This window comes from Arthrobacter sp. NPDC058192 (assembly GCF_042883665.1).
Lineage (GTDB): Bacteria > Actinomycetota > Actinomycetes > Actinomycetales > Micrococcaceae > Arthrobacter.
Window position 1 is genome coordinate 1 of the sequence record NZ_JBHVVJ010000022.1, and the last position, 25,988, is coordinate 25,988.

Here is a 25,988-nt window from a genome sequence, read left to right on the forward strand (position 1 = left end):
TCAACGGCCGCCCACGCAAAACGCTCGGCTGGAAAACTCCAGCCGAGCGTCTGCGTGATTTACTACTAACCACCTAACCAACAGGTGTTGCAACGGCCCCTAGAAACCGCCCACCGGGCGGGGGTCCTTTCGCGCACCGGTGCAGCAGCGCCTTTTCAGCGCCGACCTCACAGCACCGAGTTCACAGGGCTGACTTAACAGCGCTGAGTTTCAAGCACGCCGTCAGGCGGAATCGTCCCGGGGGAACCCGTCGCGTTCGTAGGTGGCGTTGAGCTTCGCCATGTAAGTGGCAAGTGCCTGCAGGTCCTCGGCGGGCCACTCTGACAGGCGTTCCCGGAACACTTCCCGCCGGGCGTCCTGGACATCGTGCATCCGTTTCTCGCCCTCGGGGGTCAGCCGGATGGACTGCGCCCGCCTGTCGAGGGGATCCGCTTCCTTCGACACCAGCCCCAGGCCCTCGAGGAACGCGATCTGCCGGCTCACCGACGGCTTCCCGACGCCGATGCACGAGGCAAGTTCGGTCAGCCGGATGGGTCCCTGCTTGCGGATCACGCTGAGCAGCCCGTAGGCGGCGGGCTCCATGTCCGGATGGACCTGGCGTGAGAGCTGATGGGAAATAGACCGGCCACGGCGCCACAGCAGGCTCAGTTGGTCTTCGACGTCGTTCAGGGCGCTGTCGACATCAGGATCGGCGTTTCCGGCGGCGGACTCTCCGGCAGCGTCGGGTGGGTTGCTCATGGCAACCATTCTAGGGTCCCGCGCCGTGAGAGACTTTACTGGTGCGAATCAGTGACTTTTGGCGGCTTATGGACGACGAGTTCGGTGCGGGATATTCCCGCGTACTGAGCAGCTCCCTGGTCCTGGCCGGGGTTGGCGGACGCACGGCGGACCAGGCGCTCAGTGCCGGCATCCCGCCCCGGCAGGTCTGGCTGGCCGTCTGCGATGTCCAGGACGTTCCGCCCGAACGCCGCCTCGGCCGGGATATCAAGCCCCGGGACAACGCCGGACCCAGTTAGCGTCCGGAACGCCTGGAGCACCGTCGCAGGGGACCGCGTCTGACACGCCGCCCCCCTTGTTCGAATATCTGTTCGGATAGGGATATGCTTTTTTTCAGAGCGTTTTCCACATACGCGGCCCCCATCCGCAACTTTGTCGGAGGGTGGCAGTAGCGTCAGTGATGACAGACGAAGGGCCTACACGGCCACTCCACAGCGAGAAAGTATTAGAGGTGTGAATCATGGCCGCAGCCCCGGATCGCCAGAAGGCGCTCGAAGCAGCGCTTGCCCAGATTGACAAGCAGTTCGGCAAGGGATCCATCATGCGGCTCGGCGATGAAACCCGTGCCCCCATCGAGGTGATTCCCACCGGTTCCATCGCCCTGGACGTCGCCCTCGGCATTGGCGGACTGCCCCGCGGCCGTGTCGTTGAGATCTACGGGCCGGAATCTTCCGGTAAGACCACCGTCGCTCTGCACGCGGTCGCCAATGCGCAGCGCAACGGCGGCATCGCCGCCTTCATCGACGCCGAGCACGCCCTGGATCCCGAATACGCCGCCAAGCTCGGCGTTGACACCGACGCCCTGCTGGTTTCCCAGCCGGACACCGGTGAGCAGGCCCTGGAAATCATGGACATGCTGGTCGGCTCCGGCTCGCTCGACATCGTCGTCATCGACTCCGTCGCCGCGCTGGTTCCCCGCGCGGAAATCGAAGGCGACATGGGCGACAGCCACGTCGGCCTTCAGGCCCGCCTGATGAGCCAGGCCCTCCGAAAGATCACCGGACGGCTGAGCCAGACCAAGACCACCGCCATTTTCATCAACCAGCTGCGCGAGAAGATCGGTGTTTTCTTCGGCTCGCCCGAGACCACTACCGGTGGTAAGGCCCTGAAGTTCTACGCGTCGGTCCGCATCGACGTCCGCCGGATCCAGACCCTGAAGGAGGGCGCGGACTCGGTCGGCAACCGGACCAAGGCCAAGATCGTCAAGAACAAGATGGCCCCGCCCTTCAAGATCGCAGAGTTCGACATCATCTACGGCCAGGGCATCTCCCGTGAGGGCGGCATCATCGATATGGGCGTCGAGCACGGCCTGATCAAGAAGTCGGGCTCCTGGTTCACCTACGACGGCGACCAGCTCGGCCAGGGCATGGAGAACTCACGCCGCTTCCTGCGCGACAACCCTGAGCTGGCTGCCGAACTCGAGCGCCTGATCAAGGAAAAGCTCGGCGTAGGTGTGAAGGCCACGGCCGAAACCGAGGAATCACCGAAGCTGAAGGCCGTTGACGGCTTCTAGCGACGGAGCCGGCAACGGGTCGGGGTTCCAGCGGTGGAACCCCGACCCGGCTGCCGCCAGTGACGTCCCGGCCGGTTCCGACAGGCGTGAGTCGCGGGGTTCACGCACCTCGCGCGGTTCCCACGACTCGCGAGGTTCCTACGACTTGCGCGGTTCCCACGACTTGCGCAGTTCGCACGGCTCGCGCGGTTCCCGCGGCTCCGCTGTGCCGGCTCCGGAACTCGATCCTGAGGCAGATCCCGCGGCCGTTGCCCGGGCCATCGTGCTGCGGCAACTGACGAATTCGCCCAAGAGTCGGCGGGAGCTTTCGCGGAAACTAGCCGAGCGCAACGTTCCCGAGGACGTAGCCGAGGCCGTGCTGGACCGCTTCGAGGAAGTGCGGCTGGTTGACGATACCGAATTCGCCGACATGTGGGTCCGCAGCCGGGCCCAGACGCGCAAGCTTGCCAAGGGGGCCTTGCGGCGCGAACTTGCGGACAAGGGCATCGACCCGGAAACCGCTGCCGGCGCGCTGGAGCAGCTCAGCGACGCCGACGAAGAGGCCGCCGCCCGCGAGCTCGTGGAGCGCAAGCTGCGAGGTTTCACCGGCGGTGAGGACCGTGCGGAACGCGACAAGGTCACCCGCCGGCTCGCGTCCATGCTGGCCCGCAAGGGATACCCGCCATCGCTCGCCTTCCGCATTGTCGGCGACGTGCTCGACGCCGTTGCCGGCAGCGCCGCGGCAGGGGACTGAGCACCTAGCCGGCGGCCTGCGCAAGCCATCGTGCCGACCCGTTACCCTTAACAGGTGAGTTTTACCATTCCCTCCCCGGCAGCCGGCACCACGTCTCAATCAGCCTCCCCAGCAGCGTCTCCGACCGCCAGCACAGAGGCCGCAGCCGCAGGGCACAGTTCCGGGCCCGCCCAGCCGCGTACCTACCAGGTGCGCACCTTCGGCTGCCAAATGAACGTGCACGATTCCGAGCGGATGGCAGGCATGCTGGAGGCCGCGGGCTACGTTCCGTCCGCCGGCGAATTGGCCGACGTCGTGGTCTTCAACACCTGCGCCGTGCGGGAGAACGCAGACAACAAGCTGTACGGCAACCTCGGCATCCTGGCCCCGGTGAAGGCAGCGAACCCCGGCATGCAGATCGCCGTCGGCGGCTGTCTCGCGCAGAAGGACCGGGAGACCATCCTGAAGAAGGCTCCATGGGTGGACGCGGTCTTCGGAACCCACAATGTCGGGGCCCTGCCGGCACTGCTCGACCGCGCCCGGCACAACAGCGAGGCCCAGCTGGAGATCCTCGAGTCCCTCGACGTCTTCCCCTCGACTCTTCCGACCAAGCGCGACTCCGTCTATTCGGGCTGGGTCTCGATTTCGGTCGGGTGCAACAACACCTGCACCTTCTGCATCGTCCCCGCCCTGCGCGGCAAGGAAAAGGACCGTCGCCCGGGGGACATCCTGGCCGAAATCCAGGCGCTGGTGGACGACGGCGCCATTGAGGTAACCCTGCTGGGTCAGAACGTGAATTCCTACGGCGTCGAGTTCGGCGACCGGCAGGCCTTTTCGAAGCTCCTGCGCGCGTGCGGTGAAATCCCGGGCCTCGAGCGCGTCCGCTTCACGAGCCCCCATCCGGCGGCCTTCACCGACGACGTCATTGACGCCATGGCGGAGACCCCGAACGTCATGCCCCAGCTGCACATGCCCCTGCAGTCCGGTTCGGACAAGGTCCTCAAGGACATGAAGCGGTCCTACCGATCCACCAAGTTCCTCGGCATCCTGGACAAGGTCCGGGAGAAAATCCCACACGCCGCGATCTCCACCGACATCATCGTCGGGTTCCCCGGCGAGACCGAGGACGACTTCCAGGCCACGCTCGACGTCGTCGAGAAGTCCCGGTTCGCCACCGCCTTCACCTTCCAGTACTCCAAGCGCCCGGGGACCCCCGCCGCGGACCTGCCGGACCAGCTGCCCAAAGCCGTGGTCCAGGAACGCTTCGAGCGCCTCACAGCCCTCCAGGACCGGATCGCGGCGGAGGAAAACGCACGCCAGCTCGGCCGCCGCGTCGAAGTTCTGGTCACCGCCCAGTCGGGCCGCAAAGCCGAGGAAACCCACCGCCTCTCCGGCCGCTCCCAGGACCAGCGGCTGGTGCACTTCTCCGTGCCCGCCGGCGCCGAAGTGCCCCGGCCCGGCGATCTGGTGACCGTGACCATCACCGAAGCGGGCGCGTTCCACCTGATCGCCGACCCCGCGACGGCCGACGACTACAGCCTGCGCCGTTCCCGTGCCGGCGACGCCTGGGACCGTTCCCAGGCCGACTCCTGCGGCGCCCCGGCTGGCCCTGGAGGCAAGACCGGCGCCCCGGGAAGGACGGGCGTGTCGCTGGGCATGCCAAGCCTGCCGGTCCGCGGCCGTTAGCCCCGTGCCGGGCCCGCAAGGCACTGCCCCTGGGACGCCACACGACAAGCCGGTGATCGCCGTCGTCGGGCCCACCGGCTCGGGCAAGTCCGATCTTGCCGTCTCGCTCGCGCTGGAGCTCGGCGGCGAAGTCATCAATGCCGATGCCATGCAGTTCTACCGCGGCATGGACATCGGCACCGCCAAAATCACCGACGCCGAACGCAGGGGAGTGCCGCACCACCTCCTGGACATCCTGGACGTGACCGAGGAAGCCAGCGTCTCAGACTTCCAGCAGCAGGCCCGCGGCCTGATCCGCGACATCCACAGCCGGGGCAAGCGGGCCGTCCTGGCAGGTGGATCCGGACTCTATGTCCGCGCGGCGCTGGACGTCCTGGAGTTTCCCGGCACGGACCCGGAGATCCGCCGCCGGCTGGAGCTGGAGCTTCAGGCGGCGGGACCGGCACCGTTGCGGGAACGGCTGGAAGCCGTGGACCCCGCGTCCGCGGGCAGGCTGGGCGATGCCCGGCGCATTGTCCGCGCCCTGGAGGTCTTCGAACTGACCGGCCGTCCCTTCAGCTCCTTCATGCCCGCCCGCGAGTACTTCCAGCCTGCCGTCCAGGTCGGCCTCGAGGTAGACCGGGAACTGCTCCGCGAGCGGCTGGCGCGCCGGGTGCATTCGATGGTGGACCAGGGGCTGTTGGCGGAAGTCCGCCGGCTGGACGCCGCCGGACTCCGCCACGGCAAGACAGCGCCCCGCGCCCTGGGCTATGCCCAGTTCCTCCGTGTTCTCGACGGCCACTCCACGGTGGAACAGGCCGCCGACGAAACCATCATCGCCACCCGGCAATTCGCGCGCCGCCAGCTGACCTGGTTCCGTGCCGATCCCAGGGTCACGTGGCTGGACTGGCAGGACCCCGATCTGCTGGCGCGGGCCGCTGCCCTGTGCCGGACGCCGCCGGTGCTTCCGCCGGTTCTGCCGCGGGCGTAGCGGTCCTGTCACGGTGACGGAGCTGTCCGGGCAAAACGGTAACCTTGGAGCATGGACGAACCCCAGACCGTAGCCGCTGAGCGTACCGCCGGCAATGCCGTTGCCCTCAGCGGCCTGAAGTTTTCCAAAGGCCACGGAACGGGCAACGACTTTGTCCTGATTGCCGACCCGAACGGCACCTTGTCCATCGGCCCCGAGCACGTTGCGGCGCTCTGTGACCGGCACCGCGGCATTGGCGGAGACGGGCTGATCCGCGCGGTGCCCTCCCGGTTCCTGCCCGAAGGCCGGGAGCTGCTGGCTCTGCACCCTGACGCAGAATGGTTCATGGACTACCGCAACGGCGACGGTTCACTGTCTGAGATGTGCGGCAACGGCGTCCGCGTCTTTGTGCACTTTCTCATCACCGAAGGCCTGGTTAACCTGCCGGCCGGCGGCTCACTCGTCATCGGCACCCGGGGCGGCGTGAAGACGATCGTCCGGACCGCAGCCGGTTACGCCGTCGACATGGGCCCGTGGGAGTTCATCTTCCCGGGCGAGGCGACAGCGCGGGCCATGGACTCGCTCGTCAGCGCCGACGGACTGGAGGTCGCCCGGCCGGCCCTTTCCGTCAGCATGGGCAACCCGCACACAGTGGTGGCCCTGGCCGAAACTGCCGAGCTCGAGGCCACCCGGCTGTTCACGGCCCCGCGGGTGGACCCGACGCCGCCTCACGGCACCAACGTCGAGTTTGTTGTGCCCTCCGAGCCTCTGGTCCACGAGGGCACGGGGACCATCACCATGCGGGTCCACGAACGCGGAGTGGGGGAGACCCAGTCCTGCGGCACCGGTGCCTGCGCCGCCGCCGTCGCCATCCGTCATTGGGCCGGCCAGGGCGCCCCGGACGCCTGGAACGTTCACGTGCCCGGCGGCATCGTCGGCGTGAAATTCTTCGTCGGACCGGAAGGCCACGAACACGTCGAACTCAGCGGTCCGGCCGTGATCGTGGCTAGTGGGACGCTTTCCTGATCCGAAGAATCCGGAACGACTTTGATGTGCTCTCGCGGGTCACGCTGAAGCTGGAATCGAGTTCGGCCGCAAGCCAGCGCTGCAGCGAGTCCGAGCCGAGGTTCTTTTGGACTACGAGCCACGCGGACCCACCCGGTGCCAGCCGGGGAATCCACAAGCGCAGGAGGGCATGCAGCTCGTCCTTTCCGATCCGGATCGGCGGGTTGGACCAGATGGTGTCGAAGCGCAGATCTGGGTCCACGGCCTCCGGCGTGCAGGCAGTCAGGTTGTTCAGGCCCAGCAGCCCGGCATTTTCGTTGGTTAAGGTCACGCAGCGTTCGTTCACGTCCACCGCGTACACCTTGGCGTGCGGTGCCCGCAGGGCCATGGTCAGGGAGATCGGGCCCCAGCCGCAGCCGATGTCGAGGAGATTGCCCTGCGGGGCGGGAGCCGGGACGTCGGCCAGCAGGACGGCCGTTCCCTTGTCGATTCCGTCAGGGCTGAAGATTCCTGAGGAAGTCTGCAGCTGGCGCGTCTCACCGGCAAGGTCCACGGTGAGCGGTTTGCGGGTGAAAGGCCCGGCGGGCTGGGCGCTGAAATAGTGTGCAGACTCCATAATGGGCCAGATTAGTTGGCGGTCCGCCGGATTGGGAAACCGGGGGGCAGCGCCGGCGTCTGCTAGGCTACAAGTCATGATCTTGATCTCCAAGTAGCCGGCACGGGCCTGGCCGTTTCCGCGATTTCCCTCACAGCAGGGTCCTAGCGGCCCTAAGCACCGCCCCGTTCCGCAGCGACGCAGGTACATGCCTTCCGCTCCGAGCGCCACCACAAAGTGAGTTATCCACTTGGCGCCCGAATCACTTGGAATCCAGCCGCTCAATTTGGCACTGTCGATCTGGGCACAGTCTTTCCGCAGCATCATCTTCCTGCGGCACTGCATCTGCGCCACTGTATCGCCGGCGCTGAATCTCCGGCGCTGCATCTTTCCGTCACGGCGGACGGCAACTGCCTCACTCTTTCCTCACGCCAGGCGCGTCCGGCGCCTCTCCCTACCCAGCCACCGCTCCGTCAGGAGCCAGTCCTGCCCGTCGGCACCGTTGCCGCGGGCATTCCCGGAGGCCCGCATGACCCCCCGCCGTCAGCCCAGCGCGAATACCGCCCCACAGAGCAACAATGGGCACTATTCTGAAATAGCCGAACCTTCAAAGGAGACCATGACCAGCCACCCCAACACCGGACCCGATTCAGCCGCCCAGGACATGAGTCCTGAGGAGATCCAGGCTGTCATCGACCGGATCCTCTCCAAGGACACTCCCGCCCCGGGCGCAGGCCGCAGGGCCGGCTCCGCCGCCGGTGCGGACACGCAAGGCGGCGCCGACAGCGGTGCCGACGCCGACGGCCAGAAGGGCCTGCTCGGCAAGGCGCAGGCCATCTCGCGCCTGGACGAGGTGTACACCAACTTCGACGGCGACCAGCAGGACCTCGAGGAGCGCCACGCGTTGCGGCGCAAGGCCGGACTGTCCACTGAACTCGAGGACGTCACCGAGGTCGAATACCGGCAGTTGCGCCTCGAACGCGTCGTCCTGGCAGGACTCTGGGTTGAAGGCACCCTTGCCGATGCCGAGAACTCCCTGCGCGAACTGGCGGCCCTCGCCGAGACGGCCGGCTCGGAGGTCCTCGACGGGCTCGTTCAGCGCCGGTCCAAACCCGATCCCGGAACCTTCCTTGGATCCGGCAAGGCGCAGGAACTCAAAGCAATCGTGATGTCCACCGGCGCCGACACCGTGGTGGTCGATGCCGAGTTGGCCCCGTCCCAGCGGCGCGGCCTGGAAGACATCGTCAAGGTCAAGGTGATCGACCGCACGGCGCTGATCCTCGACATCTTCGCGCAGCACGCGAAGAGCCGGGAAGGCAAGGCGCAGGTGGAACTGGCCCAGCTGGAATACCTGCTCCCGCGCCTGCGCGGCTGGGGCGAGTCGATGTCCCGCCAGGCTGGTGGCCAGGTGGGCGGCGCCGGAGCGGGCATGGGTTCGCGTGGTCCCGGTGAAACCAAGATCGAACTGGACCGCCGCCGGATCCGCACCCGGATGGCGAAGTTGCGGCGTGAAATCGCTGCCATGAAGCCGGCCCGGGAGACCAAGCGCGCCAACCGCCGTCGTAATGCCGTCCCGTCGGTCGCCATCGCCGGGTACACCAACGCCGGGAAGTCCTCGCTGCTGAACCGGTTGACCGACGCCGGCGTGCTGGTGGAGAACGCCCTGTTCGCTACCCTGGACCCCACGGTGCGCAAGGCCGAGACGGCCGACGGCCTGGGTTACACACTGGCGGACACCGTGGGATTTGTCCGCTCGCTGCCCACCCAGCTCGTGGAGGCGTTCCGCTCCACCCTGGAAGAGGTGGCCGACTCGGACCTGATCCTGCACGTGGTGGACGTGTCGCACCCCGATCCGGAAGGCCAGATCGCCGCCGTCCGGTCTGTTTTCAGCGAAGTTGACGCCCGGAAGGTTCCGGAAATCATCGTCCTCAATAAGGCCGACGCCGCCGACCCGTTCGTGGTCGAACGGCTCAAGCAGCGCGAACCGCGGCACGTAGTGGTCTCGGCGCGCACGGGTGAGGGCATTCCGGAACTGCTGAAGGCCATCAGTGACGGCATCCCGCGGCCCAGCGTAAAGCTTGAGCTGCTGATCCCGTACAACCGCGGGGACCTGCTCAGCAAGCTGCACGATTCCGACGCCGAGATCCTGAGCCTGGACCACGAGGAAACCGGGACCCGCGCTGTGGTGATGGTCCGTGAAGGACTGGCCGCTGAACTGGATCCCTTCATCAGCAATGACTGAGGCTGCGGTGACCAAAGCTGGCGCTGACCGTACGGACGGCAAAACCGCGGACGCGGACACGGACGCGGACACGGCGGAGGCAAAATCGGTGGACGCCGACGGCGGGGGCGGCGAGGAGTTCGTTCTTGAACTGCTCGACCGTGCCGTGTCCGGCATGGGCGGCCAGAGCCGCGACGGACAGCATGAAATGGCCCGGCAGGTGGCGCGCGCGATCGACAGCGGCGACCACCTGCTGGTCCAGGCCGGTACCGGCACCGGCAAATCCCTGGCGTACCTGATTCCACTGATCGCCCACTCGCTGACCAGCAACAAGCCCACCTTGGTCTCCACCGCCACCCTGGCGCTGCAAACCCAGATTGTTGGCCGGGACCTGCCCAGGCTGCTGAAGACCATCACGCCCGCCCTGGAGCGCCCCGTCAAGGTCGCCCTGGTGAAGGGCCGGGCCAACTACGTGTGCCGGCACAAACTCGAGGGCGGCTTCCCGTCCGAAGAACCCTCCGAGGGGCAGCTGTTTTCCCTTGGCGAGGACACCAGCGTGCCGCACTTCGCCGCCGCGCTCGGGGGCCCGTCCTCCCAGCTCGGCAAGGAAGTGGTCCGCCTGCGCGAGTGGGCCGAGGAGACGGCCACGGGGGACCGGGATGAACTGATGCCCGGGGTCACGGACCGGGCCTGGCGACAGGTCTCCGTCACCTCCATGGAATGCCTGGGCGCGCAAAAGTGCCCGCACGCTGCTGAGTGCTTCAGCGAACTGGCCCGCCAGAACGCCGCGGACGCCGATGTCGTCGTCACCAACCACGCCATGCTGGCCGTCAGCGCCTTCGAAGGCCTGGCGGTCCTGCCCGAGTACGACGTCGTGGTGGTGGACGAGGCCCACGAACTGCAGGACCGCGTCACCGGCGCGGTCTCCGGCCAGCTCTCCGTGGCCATGGTGCACGCCGCTGCCTCCGGGGCGCGGAAGCACACCGGCATCACCGTGGACGCGCTGAACAATGCCGCGTCCCATCTGGAACTGGCCCTTGCCGGAGTCCCCAGCGGGCTGATGCCGAACGGTTTGAACACGGAACAGCTGGACTGCATCGACCAGCTGCGCGACGCCTGCCGTGCCGCGCTGTCCGATTCCAAGGGGGACAGCTCCACAACGGCCGACGGCGGCCGCCAGCTGGCTCGCTCCCGGCTGATGGTCATCCTGGAACTCTGCGAACGGCTCCTGGCCGCGCGGGAAAACCGTGAGGTGGTGTGGTTCTCCCGCAACAGCACCTTTGATCCGGCGCAAGGCTACTCCCAGCCCGACGATAGCGCGCCGGCCTTGATCAACGTTGCTCCGCTGAGCGTTGCGGGGCGCCTGCGTGAGGGATTGTTCGCCGACCACACCGTCATCCTGACGTCGGCGACGCTGGCTATCGGGGCGGCCTTCGAGCCTGCGGCCGGCGGCCTCGGCCTTGTGGGCAGCGGCGCCCCGTGCTGGACCGGCGTCGACGTCGGATCGCCCTTCGACTATCCGAAGCAGGGCATCCTCTATGTTGCCCAGCACCTGCCCAAACCCGGCCGGGGAACCTCGCCGGAGGCCCTGGACGAACTGGAGAAGCTGATCCGTGCCTCCGGCGGCGGCGCCTTGTGCCTGTTTTCGTCCCGGCGGGCGGCCGAGGAAGCCGCTGACGCCATGCGGCCGCGGCTGGGCATGAGCATCCTGTGCCAGGGGGAGTCGAGCATGACGGCGCTTGTGCGGCAGTTTGCCGACGAGCCGGACACGTGCCTGTTCGGCACCATGTCACTGTGGCAGGGCGTCGACGTTCCGGGGGTGTCCTGCCGGCTGGTGGTCATCGACAGGATCCCCTTCCCGCGGCCTGACGACCCGTTGATGACGGCTCGGTCGCGCGCCGTTGCGCAGTCCGGCGGCAACGGTTTCATGTCCGTCTCTGCCACGCACGCCGCGATCCGGCTCGCCCAGGGGGCCGGCCGCCTGATCCGTTCGACGTCGGACAAGGGAGTGGTGGCGGTGCTTGATTCACGGTTGTCCACGGAGCGCTACGGCGGCTTCCTGCGGGCCGCGCTTCCGCCCTTCTGGCCGACCACCGATCCGTCCATCGCCGTGGCCGCCCTCAAGCGCCTTGCGAAGGACGCCGCGAAGGCCTAGCGCTAAAGGGAGCGCAGCACCGAGACGACCTTGCCCATGATCACGGCGTGGTCGCCCAGGATGGGCTCGTACTGGGTGTTTTGCGGCAACAGCCAGGTGTGCCCGTCCCGCTGACGGAACGTCTTGACTGTGGCTTCGTCGTCCAGCAGTGCGGCAACGATGTCGCCGTTCACGGCGTCACCCTGGCGGCGGACCACCACCCAGTCGCCGTCGCAGATGGCGGCATCGATCATCGAGTCGCCGGCTACCTTGAGCATGAACAGTTCGCCGTGGCCCACGAGCTGGCGCGGGAGGGGCATGACGTCCTCCACCACTTGGTCCGCGAGGATTGGCCCACCGGCCGCGATGCGTCCGACAAACGGCACCATGGCCGTGTCGGTGGCGCTGGCCAGTTCAGTGACGGATAGCCCTCCGACGGTGCGGAGGCCGCTGGACTTCCCGACACCCGAGATGGAGGCGGGCCCCTCGTCCAGGGTCAGGGGCATCAGCACTTCCATCGCCCTCGGGCGCTTCGGATCGCGCCGCAGGTAGCCCAGCTTTTCGAGCTGGGAGAGCTGATGGGTGACGCTCGACAGGCTGGCGAGCCCGACGGTATCGCCGATTTCGCGCATGGACGGCGGGTAGCCGTTGTCAGTGACCGAACGCTGGATGGTCTCCAGGATTTTCTTCTGGCGGACGGTGAGGCTCTTAGGGGCCCGTGCGGGCTGGGCGCTCCGTGAGGTTGCCCGTCCGCCGGTGGCTTGTGCTGCCATGTTCGCCAATGCCTTTCCGTTCCGCCCGGTCGCCGTGGCTACTGTCACCGGGAACACCAGGCCTGAAATGTCAGACCCTGCTGATCAACTACCAATGATCGAGTTCACAAGTGGTTGTCTACCCCTCAAAAGTAGGCCAGCCGCAGAGCTTTTTCAAACATTTGTTCTAGCGAGTCTCGACATCGTTCGTTACTAAGTGCTAAAACAGAACCAGCAGGATTCGAAGATGTGTTCGATTCAGAGTTTGGGGAGTCGAACAGATCGTTCGGTTTTATGTTCGAAAGTTTGGCCGGTTGGCGGCGGTAAGTGGAGCACGCCGGGCGGCACCGTATGGTCCAGGAGGGCTCAGTTCATGTCAGCAGCAAGCGCGTCCCACGCCAGTTTGGTTCCCGGCTCTTTTGCCCGCAGCGCTTTTTCGGTCTCCGCCGGCCGATCAAAGCAGCCGCCGCTGCGCCTGACTCGGCGCGGACGCTTCGTCTTTTTTGGTGTCCCGCTGATCCTGCTGGCGGCGCTCATCCTGTCGTTCAGCGGATTCCTCGTTGCTCCGGCCAAGGCGGCGGATTCCGCGGACCAGCTGACGGTGACGCCCGCCATCTCCGTCACAGTCCAGCCGGGGGAGACGCTCTGGGCCATCGCAGGTTCCGTGGCCCCGGAACGCGATCCCCGCGACGTCGTGGCCGATATCGTGCAGCTGAACAACCTCGATGCCGCGCATGTGATGCCGGGCCAGCAGCTGTTCGTCCCGTCGAACTAGCCACCTTGGAACACCGCCTGGCTGTCACAGTTTCAGCGCCCGTGCCGGTTCCACTTAAACTGGTCACGTGACTGACCAGCTTGAGCGCCTCAACCGACTGCCCCTTCGAACCAATTTGCGTGGCCTGCGCCCTTACGGCGCGCCCCAGCTCGACGTCCCCATCCTGCTCAACGTCAACGAGAACACCCATGGCGTCCCGGACGATGTCCGCGCGGCCATCACCGAGGCTGTCAGCGCCGCCGCCGCCGGGCTGAACCGGTATCCGGACCGGGAGTTCACGGAACTGCGGGAGGCCCTCGCCGAGTACCTCGGCCACGGTCTGGGCGCGGAGCACATCTGGGCCGCAAATGGCTCCAACGAAGTGCTGCAGCAAATCCTCCAGGCTTTCGGCGGTCCCGGCCGTACAGCGCTCGGCTTCCCTCCCACGTACTCGATGTACCCGCTGCTGGCGTCCGGCACGGATACGGAATACATCGTCGGGACGCGGGCGGCAGACTACGGGCTCAGCGCGGAATCCGCAGCCCGCCAGGTCCGCGGGCTTCAGCCCAGCATCGTTTTCCTGTGCTCCCCGAACAACCCCACCGGTACGGGACTCGGGCCCGATGTGGTCGAGGCAGTCTACGACGCCGGCGAGGCCAGCCAGACCATCGTGATCGTCGACGAGGCCTACCACGAGTTCGCCCACGACGGCACGCCTAGCGCCCTCGCACTGTTGCCGGGCCGGGAGCGGCTCATTGTCTCCCGCACCATGAGCAAGGCTTTTGCCTTGGCGGGGGCCCGCCTGGGGTACATGGCCGCGGCCCCGGAGGTCGCCGACGCCCTGCGCCTGGTCCGCCTCCCATACCACCTGTCTGCCATCACCCAGGCCACGGCCCTGGCCGCCCTGCGCCACCGGGTGGCTCTCATGGCGGACGTCGCCGACATCAAGCGCCAGCGCGACCGGATCGTGTCCGAACTGACCCGGCTGGGCCTGAAGCCGGCCGCCTCCGACTCCAACTACGTGTTCTTCGGCGGCCTCGAGAACCCCCACGAGGTCTGGCAGGGCTTGCTGGACGCCGGGGTCCTCATCCGCGACGTCGGCATCCCCGGGCATCTCCGCGTGACCGCAGGCACGGAGACGGAAACCACAGCCTTCCTTGAAGCCCTTGAACGCATCCTGAACACTCCCGCCCAGCCGCGGGCTTAAACTTGATGGGGAGCCAGCGCCCCGTCACAGAGTCTTGGCGCGCAGCATTGCCACTGAGCCCGCCTCCTGCCTTCTTCCAAAGGACACACCTACATGAGCAACACCGGATCTACCGCCGCCGAGGGCCGGACCGCCCGTATGGAACGGACCACCAGCGAGTCCTCGGTCCTGGTCGAGATCAACCTGGACGGCACCGGTGTCTCTGACATCCACACGTCGGTCCCTTTCTATGACCACATGCTGACGGCCCTGAGCAAGCACTCCCTGATTGACATGACCGTCAAGGCCTCCGGCGACACCCACATCGATGTTCACCACACAGTCGAGGACGTGGCCATCACGTTCGGCGAGGTGCTGCGCACGGCCTTGGGCAACAAGGCAGGGATCCGCCGCTTTGGCGAGGCGACCGTCCCCCTGGACGAAGCCCTCGCGCAGGCGGTCGTTGACGTGTCGGGCCGTCCGTACCTGGTCCACGCAGGGGAGCCGGCAGGACAGGAATACCACCTGATCGGCGGCCACTTCACGGGCTCCCTGACCCGCCACGTCTTCGAGGCGATCACGCTCCACGCCGGGATTTGCCTGCACATGAACGTCACAGCGGGACGCGACCCCCACCACATCGTCGAGGCCCAGTTCAAGGCTTTCGCACGTGCCCTTCGCGCAGCCGTCGAACCGGATCCGCGCGTCGAAGGCATCCCGTCCACCAAGGGTGCCCTGTGAGCGGCCCGATCCTCCGCGGCGGGGCGATCATCGACCCCGCCGCAAGCACCAAGCCCGCTTCCCCGGAGGGCAAACCCACCGTGACGGTGCTGGACTATGGTTCCGGCAACGTCCGCTCTGCCGTCCGCGCGCTGGAGCGGGCCGGCGCCGAAGTCATCCTCAGTTCCAAGCCTGCAGACGTCCTGAATGCCGACGGGCTCGTTGTCCCCGGCGTCGGTGCCTTCGAGACCGTCATGCGGGAGCTCAAGTCCGTGGACGCGATCCGCATGATCGGCCGCCGCGTCGCGGGCGGCCGGCCCGTGCTGGCTATCTGCGTCGGACTCCAAGTGCTGTTCGAGGCCGGCGTCGAACACGGCACCGAGGCTGAAGGCATGGGGGAGTGGCCCGGCAAGGTGGAGCCGCTGGCCGCCGATGTCGTGCCGCACATGGGCTGGAACACGGTCACAGTGCCTGAGGGGTCCAGGCTGTTCGCCGGTGTCGAAGGCGAGCGGTTCTACTTCGTCCACTCCTACGGGGTGCAGAACTGGGACTTCGAGGTCATCCAGCCCCGGATGGCAGCGCCGCTGGTGACCTGGTCCGAGCACGGTGGCCCGTTCATCGCGGCGGTGGAAAACGGTCCGCTGTGTGCCACGCAGTTCCACCCGGAGAAGTCCGGCGACGCCGGCGCCCGGCTGCTGCGCAACTGGGTCGAGGGCCTGCGGCCTGCAGCGCCAAACCCCACAGCGCCGGAACAGGGTACCCCGAACCGCGCAACCCCGGAACAGACCGCCTAGATGTGGTCCCTGGTGCTCATGGGCCTCGCCGGACTTCTGGTGGGCGGCGCCATCTCCTTCAGGCAACAGAAAAGTCCGCGCTGGGTGCAGATCGTGTTCTACCTCCTGGCCGGAATGTCGCTGCTCGCCGCCTACCTTTTGACCCTGCCGGCGTCCTGACAGTCCCGCCGCCTTCCTAACCACCAATCCCCAAGCTGAGGACACCACGATGACCACCGAATCCCCGCTGCCCGTACTCGAGCTTCTCCCCGCCGTCGACGTCGTCAACGGACAGGCCGTCCGGCTGGTGCAGGGCGAAGCCGGCAGTGAGACGAGCTACGGCACGCCGTTGGAGGCTGCGCTCAACTGGCAGGAGCAGGGCGCTGAATGGGTGCATCTGGTCGACCTGGATGCCGCCTTCGGGCGGGGCTCCAACGCGGAGCTGCTGCGCGAGGTGGTGGGCCGACTCGACATCAAAGTGGAGCTCTCCGGCGGCCTGCGCGACGACGAATCGCTCGAGAAGGCGCTCGACCTTGGCGTCGCCCGCGTCAACCTGGGCACGGCGGCCCTGGAGAACCCGGAATGGACGGCCCGGGTGATCGAGCGTTTCGGCGACAAGATAGCCGTCGGCCTGGACGTCCGCGGCACCACGCTCGCCGGCCGGGGCTGGACCAAGGAGGGCGGGGACCTCTGGGACGTGCTTGGCCGCCTGGAGGAGGCCGGCTGCGCCCGCTACGTCGTCACCGACGTGACCAAGGACGGCACGCTGCAGGGCCCCAATGTCGAACTCCTGCGGCAGATGGTCGAGAAGACGGGAAAGCCCGTGGTGGCCTCCGGCGGCATCTCCAGCCTCGAGGACCTGTTGGTCCTGCGTTCCCTGGTGCCGCTCGGCGTCGAGGGCGCCATCGTCGGCAAGGCCCTCTACAACGGCAACTTCACGCTGCCCGAGGCCCTCGACGTCGCCGGCCGCCGCTAAGGCGACCGTAGCCATGGCGCACACCGGCGACTCCCGTAACCCCCGCCACCCCCATGATCGCGAACCCCGTGATGCAGCGCAGAGCGGGGCGGAAACGGCTCCCGTCCGGCACCTGCCCGGACACATCGCGGCCGCCCTTGCCGGCGCCGGCGGGGCCGCCGACTCCGCCGGGCAACCGTGGGCGGGCCGAAGCCTGTCCGGCGATGACGCGAAGATCCACAATTTCGAAGACGACGAGGGCGCTGCCGACGCCGGCTACCTGGCAGCCATAGCCGGTCTCGCCGAGGGCAGTGCCGATGAGGCAGCCGTGGTGGCCGCGCTCGCCACAGCCCGGGTCTTCGTTCCGATTCTCGCCCAGCTCGCCGAAGAAGGTGAAGCCGTCGGAGCCCACGGGGACGGACTGCACGGGGCTGAACTCCACAGCGACAAACAAGCCGACATGGCACTCGTGACCCTCAAGGCGCCGGACGGGCGGACCGCCATGCCGGTCTTCACCTCGGCGGCGGCGCTGGAGGCGTGGCATCCGGAAGCCAGGCCGGTGGCCGTCTACGCTGCCCGGGCGGCACTGTCCGCGGTCGCGGAATCGGCCGAGTTGCTCGTCCTCGATCCCGGCTCCGAAGTGACATTCGTGGTGCGCCGCCCTGCGGTGTGGGCCCTTGCCCGGCAACAATCCTGGACGCCGTCATACACCGACCCGGAAGTCGCCCGCACCGTCGGGGAGAGCGCGGCGGCCTTCCCGCCGGTCCGGGCCGTTGATGTCCAGCCAGGCGCCGGAGTGGCCGCGGCCACGGCCGATGGCAGGCGGCTGCCCGGCGGGGGAGCCGGCCCGGAACTCCGCGTGGTCCTGTACCTTGAAGACGGACTCGACGCCGCCGGCGTGCAGTCCGTCGTCGCCGGTCTCCAGAACACCTGGGCCCGGAATGAAATCTTTGCCGAGCGGGTTGATTCGATCGAGGTCAAGCTGCAGCGCGCAGCACCATAGCTGACGGCCCAACGGGGACCCCCTGGTGCTGCAGTCGGCAGTACCAGAAGGAACGTACTTTCGTGAATTTCGCGCTTTACCGGGAGCTGCTCTCCATCCGCCCCATCAGGCGGCTCCTGTTGGTCGGGATGATCGCCCGGATACCGCACTCTGCGGCGGGCGTCTTGTTGACCCTGCACATTGTCCTGACCCTGGGCCAGGGCTATGCGGCCGCGGGAGCGGCAGCCGCCGTCATGACGATCGGCATTGCCGTCGGCGCGCCGTGGCGCGGACGCCGCGTCGACACCGTGGGGCTGCGCAAGGCGCTGATTCCGTCCGTCATCTCCGAGACGGTGATCTGGTCGGTCGTCCCGCACGTCTCCTATGAGGTCCTGCTGCCCCTGGTCTTCGTCGGCGGCCTGCTGACACTGCCCATCTTCAGCGTCGTGCGGCAGTCCCTCGGCGTGCTGGCGCCCGGTGGACAGCGCCGCACGGCCTTCGCCCTGGATGCCATCGCCACCGAGCTGGTTTTCATGATCGGCCCCGCGGTCGGCGCCGTCGTCGCGACCAGCGGGCAGTCCGTCCTGGGCCTGACGGTGGTGGGTGTGGCCACGTCCGTCTCGGGACTGTTCCTCATGTGGTTCAACCCGCCCACACGGAGCGCTGCCCCCGATGCCGGGCTCGAGGCCGAAGAGCTCGAATGCGCGGAGGGCGCCGTCGTCGCCGCCGCACCGGCCCACCTGCAGGAAGCCGCGGCCGAACTGGCGCCGCTGGCAGCCGCTGCAGAGGAGCGGCGCCGGCGTGTATCCGGCCTGCGGCACAGGGTGAGCGACAACTTCACGTGGTTCACTGCCGCTGTGGCATCCGTCTTCGCTGTCGCGGCCGGCGCCGGCATGGTCCTGAGCGGCACCGACGTCGGCATCGTCGCGGCCCTTCAGACCGGCGGTCACGAGGCTGAGATCGGCGTCGTCTTCCTCTTCTGGTGCGCAGCCTCGGTGGTGGGCGGCCTGCTCTACGGCGCCATGCACCGGCCCATCTCGCCCATCCTCCTGCTGCTGGGGATGTCCGCGCTGACCATCCCGATGGCCTTCGCAACCGACACCTGGACCCTGAGCCTGCTCGCGCTATTGCCCGGCCTGCTGTGTGCACCGGTGCTGTCCGCGGCTTCGGAAAAAGTGGCCGAGCTGGTTGAGGAAAGCCGGCGCGGCGAGGCTATGGGCTGGTATGGATCCTCGCTCACCGGCGGCGTGGCTCTCGGCGCCCCGCTCGCCGGACTGTTCATCGACGTCATCGGCCCCTCGGCGGGCTTCGTGTCCGTGGGGCTGGCGGGTGTGGCCCTCTGCCTGGTTGGGCTGGTCCTGCAGCGGGCGCGGCGCCGGCGCCTGGCAACGGTCTGAGCGTTCGCCGAAGGGCCGTCGACGGCCGTTAACGACGTCGGCGGGCGGACCTGGCTGGTCCGCCCGCCGGCGTTTATTGGCTGGGAGCTTTAGTTGACGGCGCCCGTGTACTTCTCGCCCGGACCCTTGCCCGGGGCGTCCGGGATGGCCGACTCTTCGCGGAAAGCCAACTGGAGAGAGCGCAGTCCATCGCGCAACGGACCGGCGTGCTGTGAGCCGATTTCCGGCGCAGCGGCGGTTACCAGGCCGGCAAGGGCAGTGATCAGCTTGCGGGCCTCGTCCAGGTCCTTGAGTTCCTGGGCATTCTCCTCGGCGGCGAGGCCGAGCTTCACTGCGGCGGCACTCATCAGGTGCACGGCGGCGGTGGTGATGACTTCGATTGCTGGGACTTCCGAGATGTCGCGGATCTGTGCCGCGACGTCGGCCTGGGCGGCCGCTGACTCGAAAACGTGGGAATTACGTTCTGATGTGCTCATGCTGGTAAGCTTGTCACAGACCGACTGAATGTCGTTATTCTCAGGCTCTTGTTGAATCAGTGTTTCTGGCTGGTGTTAGAGCCGGAAGTTGGCGGCCGGCGACGCATATGTGCGTTGAACGGGCGTCTTTCTGTAGGATTGGCATTTAGTTTGCAAGCGGAGTTCTCTCCCACCCGCGTCAGCCGCGAAACTTCCTTCGGGAAGCCCCTCCCTCTGGGAGTCAAGGTTGCCGGGTACCTGGTCGGGCATTACCTCGGACTCCGGTCCGAAGGATGTGCATGCCGCCTCGCTGAGGCCGGCTACTCCGATCTCGAGGCCTTCGATTGCTCCGGCAATTGGGGGCCTTCTCTTTTTGCCGGTGGAATACCCCTCACGAACACAGGAGCTTTAACATTAGCGAGCCAAGAATCAATGAGCGTATCCGCGTCCCCGAGGTGCGGCTGGTCGGCCCTGCAGGCGAACAAGTAGGAATCGTCCGTATTGAGGATGCCCTGCGTTTGGCTGCCGAGTCCGACCTTGATCTCGTTGAAGTTGCACCGCAGGCCAAGCCTCCGGTGTGCAAGCTGATGGACTTCGGCAAGTACAAGTACGAAGCCGCTGTCAAGGCGCGCGAGGCCCGGAAGAACCAGACCAACACGGTCCTGAAGGAAATCCGTTTCCGCCTGAAGATCGACACCCACGACTATGAAACGAAGCGCGGCCACGCGCTCCGCTTCCTGGGTGCCGGCGACAAGGTCAAGGCCATGATCCAGTTCCGCGGCCGTGAGCAGCAGCGCCCCGAAATGGGCATCCGTCTGCTCCAGCGCTTCGCCGAGGACGTCGCCGAAGTAGGCGTTGTGGAGTCCAGCCCGCGGATCGATGGCCGCAACATGGTCATGGTGGTGGGCCCGCTGAAGAACAAGGCGGAAGCCAAGGCAGAGGCGCGCCGCGCAACGCAGCGTGCAGAAGCCAAGGCGGAGAACGAAGCCAAGGCATCTGCCCGTGTGGATGTCTCAGGTGGCAACGCACCGCTGACCCAGTCGCTGTCGGATCTCCTGCCGGAAGGCTTTACCGCTGCGGCCGAGGCTCCAGCGACCGAGGCCCCCGCCACAGAGGCGCCGGCGGTCGAGGAGGTCAAGGCCGAAGAGACCGCTGCCGCTCAGGCGCCGGTTGACGAGGCCGCGGCTGCCGAGGCTCCGGCCCAGGAAGCACCGAAGGAAGCTGCTCCGAAGGCGGCCGAGAAGCCGGCAGAAGCCAAGGCTCCCGCGGCTCCGAAGGCGGCCGAGAAGCCGGCAGAAGCCAAGGCTCCCGCGGCTCCGAAGGCGGCCGAGAAGCCCGCCGTAGCGAAGGCTCCCGTGGCTCCGAAGGCAGCCCCGGCGCCTGCAGCCAAGGCGACTGAGGAAAAGGCTGCTCCGGCCGCCCCGGCTGCAGCCCCGAAGCCGGTTGCTGCTCCGAAGCCGGTGCCGAGGCCTTCAGCGCCGAAGCCCGCCGCGCGGCCGGCCGCCCCCCGGGCCGCGGCCAAGCCTGGCAGCAAGAAGACCAACTAGTTCACGGCTGCCGGACAGCAATGTCCGGCAGCAAGCAACCAGCACGCCGCCCGCAGGGGCGGCTGCACGAAAGAGCTGCAGACTTTTCTGCGGACACGTAAGGAGATCGGTTCCCATGCCGAAGATGAAGACCCACAGCGGTGCTAAGAAGCGCTTCAAGCTGACCGGTAGCGGCAAGCTGCGCCGCCAGCAGGCCAACCGCCGCCACTACCTCGAGCACAAGTCCTCGCGGCTGACCCGTCGCCTTGCCGGCGACAAGATCGTCTTCAAGGGCGACGCCAAGGTCATCCGGAAGATGCTCGGCATCTAAGTTCCAAGTTCCCTGACGGTTCGCCACCTGGCGGCAGTCAACTACCAAAAAGGCTTCTCAGGCCAGCCGGACTACTTCCGGCAGTAGACGCTTGGGATCAGAATTTTCGAAGGAGTACGCACGTGGCACGTGTGAAGAGGGCGGTAAACGCCCACAAGAAGCGCCGGGTTATTCTCGAACGCGCAAAGGGCTACCGCGGGCAGCGTTCACGCCTGTACCGCAAGGCCAAAGAGCAGCTGCTGCACTCGTTTGTGTACAGCTACGGCGACCGCAAGAAGAAGAAGGGCGACTTCCGCCGTCTTTGGATCCAGCGCATCAACGCTGCATCCCGCGCCAACGGCCTGACCTACAACCGCCTGATCCAGGGCCTGAAGGCCGCTGAGGTCGAGGTTGACCGCCGTATGCTGGCCGAGCTCGCCGTTTCCGACGCCAACGCCTTCGCCGCGCTGGTCCAGGTCGCCAAGAACGCGCTGCCCGCCGACACGTCCGCCCCGGTCGTCCAGGCCGAGGCCGCTGCCGCTCCGAAGGCTGCCAAGAAGGCTCCGGCCAAGAAGGCTCCCGCCGAGGCTGCCAAGTAGTTCCTGCAGTCGTCCAAGGACTGTTCGTTCAAGAACCGGCTGCGAGAGCAACTAAGGTTCTTATATGAACCAAACCGGGCGCCCGCAAGACTTTCCACTCTCCAATCCCCGAGCCGATCGGGTGCGGGACGTGGCAAAGCTTGCCGGGCGCCCGGCCCGTTTAAAGCGCGGGCAGTTCCTGGCCGAAGGCCCGCAGGCGGTGCGTGAGGCCCTGGCCCTGCACCAGAAGCGGGTTGCTGCGGGGGAGCCCGGAATCGTCCGCGAAGTGTTCGCGAGTGAGGCGTGCCTGGACCGGCATCCGGAACTGGAGAAACTGGCCGAGGGAACCAACGCCCGGCTGGCCACTGATGATGTGCTCGCCGCCATGGCGGACACGGTCAACCCACAGGGAATCATCGCCGTCTGCGCGTTCCTCGATGTCACCCTCGACCATGTGCTCGATGCTGCACCGAAGCTGGTCGCCGTCCTGTGCCAGGTCCGCGACCCCGGCAACGCCGGGACCGTCCTGCGCGCGGCCGATGCGGCCGGTGCTGACGCCGTCGTCCTGACCGGCTCCAGCGTGGATATCTACAATCCCAAGGCGGTCCGTTCGACGGCGGGCTCGCTCTTCCATCTGCCGATCGTCCTCGGCGCCGACGTGGCGGAGCTGGTGGCCCGCTGCAAGGAGCGGGGGATCGGCGTGCTCGCTGCCGATGGCTACGGCCAGCTGAACCTGGACCGGCTCCAGGACGAGAATGCGGCCCGCCGGCTGGGGGCCTCAGCCGCTGAATCGGCGTACGCCCTGGAGAAGCCCACAGCCTGGCTCTTCGGCAACGAGGCGCAGGGCCTGTCCGAGGACGAAATCGCCCTGGCCGACCACCGCGTCGCCGTGCCGGTCTACGGGGAAGCGGAAAGCCTGAACCTCGGCACAGCGGCCACGGTCTGCCTCTACGCCAGCGCCCGCTCCCAGCAGGAATCGTAAGGGCCCGGGCAGGCACATCCCGTCCGGCAAGCACGTTCGACCGGACCGGGCAACCAAAACCGGGCAACAAAAAAGCGGGGCCCGCCTAAAGGTGGGCTCCGCCGTCGTACTCTAACTGCCGCCGCACGCGAAGTGCGGGTGGCTTGCAGACTATGGAGTGGTCTTGTTGCGTCCTGTGATGGCGCCGTAGATGCCTGCAACCGCGAGGCCGCCGACAATGGCCAGGAGCCAGGAACCGAGGTTCCAGAATTCCATCTTGCCGCCACCGAACAGAAGATCGCCGATCCAGCCACCGACAATGGCTCCGACGACGCCGAGAACGAGGCTGGTGACCCAACCGCCGCCGACCCTGCCGGGCATAACTGCCTTGACGATTGCACCTACTATGAGTCCGAGAATGATCCAGCCAAGAAAGCCCATGTCTCCTCCTACATTTTAGTCGGCATCCAAATTGTGAATCCCGATTATGGCTTCAAGCTAACATAGGCCCGATGCCTTGTCAGCAGTGAAGTGCCCAATCGTTACGTGGCCGCACCGGACCCTTCCGCGGTTCGGCGGCCGCCCCGAAACGGGTACGGTATTCATTGGGCACCGGGTATTCCCGGGCCCGGTGTACACCGGGGAAGAACCCGAAAAGGAGAAGCTCACGTGGCTGCACATGGCGGTACCAAGGCGATAGTTGCGGCACTGGCCGCCAACCTGACCATCGCCGTTTTGAAGTTCCTCGCCTACTTTCTGACCCTGTCGTCCTCCATGCTCGCCGAGGCGATCCACTCGGTGGCAGATTCCGGCAACCAGCTGCTGCTCCTGATAGGAGGCAAGCGCTCCCAGCGGGAAGCCAGCCCCGAGCATCCCTTCGGCTACGGCCGGGAGCGCTACATCTATGCCTTCATCGTCTCGATTGTGCTGTTCAGCGTCGGCGGCCTGTTTGCCCTGTATGAGGCATGGGAAAAGATCCAGCACCCGCACGCCATTGAAGGCGACTTCTGGTGGGTGCCACTAGCCGTGCTGGTCGGGGCGATTATTGCCGAATCGTTCTCGTTCCGGACGGCGATAGCTGAATCCAACCCTCTCCGCGGAAAGCAGAGCTGGGCAAAATTCATCCGCAATGCCAAACAGCCGGAACTCCCGGTGATCCTGCTCGAGGACTTTGGTGCCCTCGTGGGCCTGGTGTTTGCCCTCTTCGGTGTGGGGCTAACGCTCATCACCGGAAACGGCATCTGGGATGGGCTTGGTACCGCCATGATCGGCCTGTTGCTGGTGGCCATCGCGGTGGTTCTGGCGATGGAGACCAAGTCCCTGCTGCTGGGCGAGTCGGCAACCCGCGACGACGTCGCCAAGATCCGGAGCGCCATCGAAGCCGACGGCACGGACATCATCCACCTGAAAACCATGCACCTGGGCCCGGAGGAGCTGCTCGTGGCGGCGAAGATCGGCATCGGCCGCACGGACTCGGGCCAGGACATTGCGAAGGCGATTGACGCCGCAGAGATCCGCATCCGCGAGGCCGTTCCGATCGCGCGCGTCATTTACCTGGAGCCTGATGTGCAGCGAGTCAGCTCGTCCTGATCCCAGGGCACTGCCGGTGCGGCAGTTGGCTGCCAGGCAGTAAGAGGCAGTGCACAAAAGAGAGGCAGTGCACAAAGAACGGCAGTCCGGTCCAGTATTTACTGGGCCGGGCTGCCGTTCTTTTGTGCGCGTGCCCGGTTGCTGGGGCTCCGCTGCAAACAGGTGGTCAGGCGACCAGAGGCCGACGGCGTTCCACCGCGCCACTGACCGCGGCCACGCCAAGGCCCAGGACGGCAAGGACGGCACCCACGAGCGCGGGCGCGACATAACCCCAGCCCCAGGCGATGACCACGCCGCCCAGGAAGGCGCCGAGGGCGTTGGCGACGTTGAGCGCCGCATGGTTCAACGAGGACGCGAGCGACGGCGCGTCCGGGGAAGCATCCAGGAGCCTGGTCTGGAGCGCCGGAACCAGCATGGACCCGGCGGCGCCGACCACGAAGACCATGGCCAGCGCGGACCAGGCCCAATGCACGGCAACGGCATAGACCACGAGGGCGACGGCCGTGGCAGGCAGCACCCAGTAGATGGTCCCCATGACGGACCTGTCCGCGATCCGGCCACCGATGATGTTGCCCACCACCATGCCCACGCCGTACAGGGCCACCACCAGCGGCAGCCAGACCGCCGGGAGGCCCGCCACGGACGTCATGGTGTGGGAGATGTAGGTGTAGGTGGCGAAGAAACCGCCGAAGCCGACGATGCCGACCAGAATGGCGAACCACACCTGGAGCCGCTTGAGCGCGCCGAGCTCGCGGCGGAAGCTGGCATTGGCGTGAGGCTTCTGGAACGGGACGAACTTCCACAGCATGACCAGGGTGATGAGGCCGATCAGGCCGACCAGCAGGAACAAGAGCCGCCACCCGTAGCTCTGGCCAAGCCAGGTGGCGAAAGGGACGCCGACAACGTTGGACACGGTCAGTCCGGCCATGACCATCGAAATCGCCCAGCCGCGCTTGGTCGGCGCCACGAGGGAAGCGGCGATCACGGCGGCGACACCGAAGAAGGCACCGTGGGGCAGTCCTGCGGCAAACCGGGAGACCAACATGGAGCCGTAGTCCGGGGCCAGGAAGGAACTGAGGTTGGCGATGCTGAAGAAGAGCATGAGCCCCAGGGCAAGGTACTTCCTCGGGAGTTTGGCGCCGACGGCGGCCAGTACGGGCGCCCCGACAACGACGCCGAGGGCGTAGGCCGAGATGAGGTGGCCGGCCTCCGGTGTGGTGATATCCAGGCCTTGCTCGATCTCCTTGAGCAGGCCCATCATGGTGAATTCTGTGGTGCCAATGCCGAATCCGCCCATAGCCAGGGCAAGGATGGCCAGGGCGAGGTTGCGGGTGCCGGTCTTGGACGGCGCCGGAACTTGTGTGGTGGTGGAAGTCATTCGTCTTTTCGGGTGGTTTCCGGGAATGCCGGGAGGAAGCGGCCAAATAAATATGCTTTAAAGAACGGGGAGGGGGCGC

Annotated in this window: 27 protein-coding genes; 21 read left to right on the forward strand and 6 right to left on the reverse strand. The window is 66.8% G+C overall.

Annotation, left to right across the window (positions count from 1 at the left end; genetic code table 11):
- Positions 1-222: 222 nt before the first annotated feature.
- Positions 223-738 carry a MarR family winged helix-turn-helix transcriptional regulator gene (locus ACFVVK_RS18850; protein WP_390270473.1) on the reverse strand — a complete coding sequence of 172 codons (516 nt, stop codon included), beginning with the start codon at positions 736-738 and terminating at the stop codon, positions 223-225.
- Positions 739-779: 41 nt separating this feature from the next.
- On the opposite strand from ACFVVK_RS18850, the gene ACFVVK_RS18855 reads away from it, so the two are divergent.
- The 6 genes from ACFVVK_RS18855 (at position 780) to dapF (ending at position 6,663) form a co-directional block, all read left to right on the forward strand.
- Entirely contained in the window at positions 780-1,016 is a 237-nt protein-coding gene (locus tag ACFVVK_RS18855) for a DUF3046 domain-containing protein (protein WP_390270477.1), read from the forward strand.
- A 221-nt stretch (positions 1,017-1,237) separates the two neighbouring features.
- Positions 1,238-2,290, forward strand: coding sequence for a recombinase RecA (gene recA / locus ACFVVK_RS18860; RefSeq protein ID WP_390270480.1), 1,053 nt, complete (start codon positions 1,238-1,240; stop codon positions 2,288-2,290).
- Positions 2,291-2,495: 205 nt separating this feature from the next.
- Positions 2,496-3,023, forward strand: a complete 528-nt coding sequence (locus ACFVVK_RS18865; protein ID WP_390270620.1) for a regulatory protein RecX — start codon at positions 2,496-2,498, stop codon at positions 3,021-3,023.
- A 54-nt stretch (positions 3,024-3,077) separates the two neighbouring features.
- Positions 3,078-4,688 (forward strand): tRNA (N6-isopentenyl adenosine(37)-C2)-methylthiotransferase MiaB, encoded by a 1,611-nt coding sequence (gene miaB, locus ACFVVK_RS18870; RefSeq protein WP_390270483.1) that lies wholly within the window; start codon positions 3,078-3,080, stop codon positions 4,686-4,688.
- Positions 4,689-4,692: 4 nt separating this feature from the next.
- The gene (gene miaA / locus ACFVVK_RS18875) at positions 4,693-5,658 is read left to right on the forward strand and encodes a tRNA (adenosine(37)-N6)-dimethylallyltransferase MiaA (RefSeq protein WP_390270486.1); all 966 of its coding nucleotides are present in this window, start codon (positions 4,693-4,695) and stop codon (positions 5,656-5,658) included.
- A gap of 51 nt (positions 5,659-5,709) precedes the next feature.
- Positions 5,710-6,663, forward strand: coding sequence for a diaminopimelate epimerase (gene dapF / locus ACFVVK_RS18880; protein WP_390270489.1), 954 nt, complete (start codon positions 5,710-5,712; stop codon positions 6,661-6,663).
- Here dapF and ACFVVK_RS18885 read toward each other — a convergent pair.
- The gene (locus tag ACFVVK_RS18885; RefSeq protein ID WP_390270492.1) at positions 6,644-7,258 is read right to left on the reverse strand and encodes a class I SAM-dependent methyltransferase; all 615 of its coding nucleotides are present in this window, start codon (positions 7,256-7,258) and stop codon (positions 6,644-6,646) included. The genes dapF and ACFVVK_RS18885 overlap by 20 nt on opposite strands.
- Positions 7,259-7,856: 598 nt before the next feature.
- Between ACFVVK_RS18885 and hflX the strand changes: the two genes are divergently transcribed.
- Together hflX and ACFVVK_RS18895 are read left to right on the forward strand one after the other, a co-directional pair.
- A complete protein-coding gene (hflX, locus tag ACFVVK_RS18890; protein WP_390270495.1) occupies positions 7,857-9,479 on the forward strand; it encodes a GTPase HflX in 1,623 nt (540 codons plus the stop codon).
- A complete protein-coding gene (locus tag ACFVVK_RS18895; RefSeq protein WP_390270498.1) occupies positions 9,472-11,613 on the forward strand; it encodes an ATP-dependent DNA helicase in 2,142 nt (713 codons plus the stop codon). Before hflX ends, ACFVVK_RS18895 begins: the two co-directional genes overlap by 8 nt.
- Before the next feature lie 2 nt (positions 11,614-11,615).
- Here ACFVVK_RS18895 and lexA read toward each other — a convergent pair whose 3' ends face one another.
- Complete coding sequence (lexA, locus tag ACFVVK_RS18900) at positions 11,616-12,365, reverse strand: transcriptional repressor LexA (RefSeq protein ID WP_390270501.1); 750 nt, start codon at positions 12,363-12,365, stop codon at positions 11,616-11,618.
- Positions 12,366-12,717: 352 nt separating this feature from the next.
- On the opposite strand from lexA, the gene ACFVVK_RS18905 reads away from it, so the two are divergent.
- From ACFVVK_RS18905 to ACFVVK_RS18940, 8 genes are all read left to right on the forward strand, one after another.
- A complete protein-coding gene (locus ACFVVK_RS18905) occupies positions 12,718-13,119 on the forward strand; it encodes a LysM peptidoglycan-binding domain-containing protein (RefSeq protein ID WP_390270504.1) in 402 nt (133 codons plus the stop codon).
- Positions 13,120-13,186: 67 nt separating this feature from the next.
- Complete coding sequence (locus ACFVVK_RS18910; RefSeq protein ID WP_390270506.1) at positions 13,187-14,305, forward strand: histidinol-phosphate transaminase; 1,119 nt, start codon at positions 13,187-13,189, stop codon at positions 14,303-14,305.
- A 93-nt stretch (positions 14,306-14,398) separates the two neighbouring features.
- The gene (hisB, locus tag ACFVVK_RS18915; protein ID WP_390270509.1) at positions 14,399-15,025 is read left to right on the forward strand and encodes an imidazoleglycerol-phosphate dehydratase HisB; all 627 of its coding nucleotides are present in this window, start codon (positions 14,399-14,401) and stop codon (positions 15,023-15,025) included.
- Positions 15,022-15,798 (forward strand): imidazole glycerol phosphate synthase subunit HisH, encoded by a 777-nt coding sequence (gene hisH / locus ACFVVK_RS18920; RefSeq protein ID WP_390270512.1) that lies wholly within the window; start codon positions 15,022-15,024, stop codon positions 15,796-15,798. Before hisB ends, hisH begins: the two co-directional genes overlap by 4 nt.
- Positions 15,799-15,957 (forward strand): hypothetical protein, encoded by a 159-nt coding sequence (locus ACFVVK_RS18925; RefSeq protein WP_390270515.1) that lies wholly within the window; start codon positions 15,799-15,801, stop codon positions 15,955-15,957.
- A gap of 49 nt (positions 15,958-16,006) precedes the next feature.
- Positions 16,007-16,753, forward strand: coding sequence for a bifunctional 1-(5-phosphoribosyl)-5-((5-phosphoribosylamino)methylideneamino)imidazole-4-carboxamide isomerase/phosphoribosylanthranilate isomerase PriA (gene priA, locus ACFVVK_RS18930; RefSeq protein ID WP_390270518.1), 747 nt, complete (start codon positions 16,007-16,009; stop codon positions 16,751-16,753).
- 13 nt (positions 16,754-16,766) lie between these two features.
- Complete coding sequence (locus tag ACFVVK_RS18935) at positions 16,767-17,735, forward strand: SseB family protein (RefSeq protein WP_390270521.1); 969 nt, start codon at positions 16,767-16,769, stop codon at positions 17,733-17,735.
- Between the two features lie 62 nt (positions 17,736-17,797).
- Positions 17,798-19,111 carry an MFS transporter gene (locus tag ACFVVK_RS18940; RefSeq protein WP_390270523.1) on the forward strand — a complete coding sequence of 438 codons (1,314 nt, stop codon included), beginning with the start codon at positions 17,798-17,800 and terminating at the stop codon, positions 19,109-19,111.
- An 89-nt stretch (positions 19,112-19,200) separates the two neighbouring features.
- Here the strand turns inward: ACFVVK_RS18940 and ACFVVK_RS18945 are convergent, their stop codons facing one another.
- Complete coding sequence (locus ACFVVK_RS18945) at positions 19,201-19,587, reverse strand: DUF1844 domain-containing protein (RefSeq protein ID WP_390270526.1); 387 nt, start codon at positions 19,585-19,587, stop codon at positions 19,201-19,203.
- Between the two features lie 335 nt (positions 19,588-19,922).
- On the opposite strand from ACFVVK_RS18945, the gene infC reads away from it, so the two are divergent.
- The 4 genes from infC (at position 19,923) to ACFVVK_RS18965 (ending at position 22,962) form a co-directional block, all read left to right on the forward strand.
- Positions 19,923-21,113, forward strand: coding sequence for a translation initiation factor IF-3 (gene infC, locus ACFVVK_RS18950; protein WP_390270529.1), 1,191 nt, complete (start codon positions 19,923-19,925; stop codon positions 21,111-21,113).
- Positions 21,114-21,228: 115 nt separating this feature from the next.
- Positions 21,229-21,423, forward strand: a complete 195-nt coding sequence (gene rpmI / locus ACFVVK_RS18955) for a 50S ribosomal protein L35 (RefSeq protein WP_009358635.1) — start codon at positions 21,229-21,231, stop codon at positions 21,421-21,423.
- A gap of 122 nt (positions 21,424-21,545) precedes the next feature.
- A complete protein-coding gene (rplT, locus tag ACFVVK_RS18960; RefSeq protein WP_390270531.1) occupies positions 21,546-22,001 on the forward strand; it encodes a 50S ribosomal protein L20 in 456 nt (151 codons plus the stop codon).
- A gap of 64 nt (positions 22,002-22,065) precedes the next feature.
- Entirely contained in the window at positions 22,066-22,962 is an 897-nt protein-coding gene (locus ACFVVK_RS18965) for a TrmH family RNA methyltransferase (protein WP_390270534.1), read from the forward strand.
- A gap of 150 nt (positions 22,963-23,112) precedes the next feature.
- Here ACFVVK_RS18965 and ACFVVK_RS18970 read toward each other — a convergent pair whose 3' ends face one another.
- The gene (locus tag ACFVVK_RS18970) at positions 23,113-23,382 is read right to left on the reverse strand and encodes a GlsB/YeaQ/YmgE family stress response membrane protein (protein WP_390270538.1); all 270 of its coding nucleotides are present in this window, start codon (positions 23,380-23,382) and stop codon (positions 23,113-23,115) included.
- Between the two features lie 228 nt (positions 23,383-23,610).
- Here ACFVVK_RS18970 and ACFVVK_RS18975 point away from each other — a divergent pair, with 228 nt between their 5' ends.
- Complete coding sequence (locus ACFVVK_RS18975; protein WP_390270541.1) at positions 23,611-24,531, forward strand: cation diffusion facilitator family transporter; 921 nt, start codon at positions 23,611-23,613, stop codon at positions 24,529-24,531.
- A 166-nt stretch (positions 24,532-24,697) separates the two neighbouring features.
- On the opposite strand, the gene ACFVVK_RS18980 is transcribed toward ACFVVK_RS18975, so the two are convergent.
- On the reverse strand, positions 24,698-25,909 hold the full coding sequence (locus ACFVVK_RS18980) for an MFS transporter (protein WP_390270544.1): 1,212 nt from the start codon (positions 25,907-25,909) through the stop codon (positions 24,698-24,700).
- Positions 25,910-25,988: the final 79 nt, after the last annotated feature.

Bases quoted from the DNA above. Each gene is read 5' to 3' on its own strand.
- ACFVVK_RS18850 (WP_390270473.1), bottom strand. From the start codon at position 738: ATGAGCAACCCACCCGACGCTGCCGGAGAGTCCGCCGCCGGAAACGCC.
- recA (WP_390270480.1), top strand. From the start codon at position 1,238: ATGGCCGCAGCCCCGGATCGCCAGAAGGCGCTCGAAGCAGCGCTTGCC.
- dapF (WP_390270489.1), top strand. From the start codon at position 5,710: ATGGACGAACCCCAGACCGTAGCCGCTGAGCGTACCGCCGGCAATGCC.
- ACFVVK_RS18885 (WP_390270492.1), bottom strand. From the start codon at position 7,258: ATGGAGTCTGCACACTATTTCAGCGCCCAGCCCGCCGGGCCTTTCACC.
- hflX (WP_390270495.1), top strand. From the start codon at position 7,857: ATGACCAGCCACCCCAACACCGGACCCGATTCAGCCGCCCAGGACATG.
- ACFVVK_RS18895 (WP_390270498.1), top strand. From the start codon at position 9,472: ATGACTGAGGCTGCGGTGACCAAAGCTGGCGCTGACCGTACGGACGGC.
- lexA (WP_390270501.1), bottom strand. From the start codon at position 12,365: ATGGCAGCACAAGCCACCGGCGGACGGGCAACCTCACGGAGCGCCCAG.
- ACFVVK_RS18905 (WP_390270504.1), top strand. From the start codon at position 12,718: ATGTCAGCAGCAAGCGCGTCCCACGCCAGTTTGGTTCCCGGCTCTTTT.
- hisB (WP_390270509.1), top strand. From the start codon at position 14,399: ATGAGCAACACCGGATCTACCGCCGCCGAGGGCCGGACCGCCCGTATG.
- ACFVVK_RS18925 (WP_390270515.1), top strand. From the start codon at position 15,799: ATGTGGTCCCTGGTGCTCATGGGCCTCGCCGGACTTCTGGTGGGCGGC.
- priA (WP_390270518.1), top strand. From the start codon at position 16,007: ATGACCACCGAATCCCCGCTGCCCGTACTCGAGCTTCTCCCCGCCGTC.
- ACFVVK_RS18935 (WP_390270521.1), top strand. From the start codon at position 16,767: ATGGCGCACACCGGCGACTCCCGTAACCCCCGCCACCCCCATGATCGC.
- ACFVVK_RS18945 (WP_390270526.1), bottom strand. From the start codon at position 19,587: ATGAGCACATCAGAACGTAATTCCCACGTTTTCGAGTCAGCGGCCGCC.
- rpmI (WP_009358635.1), top strand. From the start codon at position 21,229: ATGCCGAAGATGAAGACCCACAGCGGTGCTAAGAAGCGCTTCAAGCTG.
- ACFVVK_RS18965 (WP_390270534.1), top strand. From the start codon at position 22,066: ATGAACCAAACCGGGCGCCCGCAAGACTTTCCACTCTCCAATCCCCGA.
- ACFVVK_RS18970 (WP_390270538.1), bottom strand. From the start codon at position 23,382: ATGGGCTTTCTTGGCTGGATCATTCTCGGACTCATAGTAGGTGCAATC.
- ACFVVK_RS18980 (WP_390270544.1), bottom strand. From the start codon at position 25,909: ATGACTTCCACCACCACACAAGTTCCGGCGCCGTCCAAGACCGGCACC.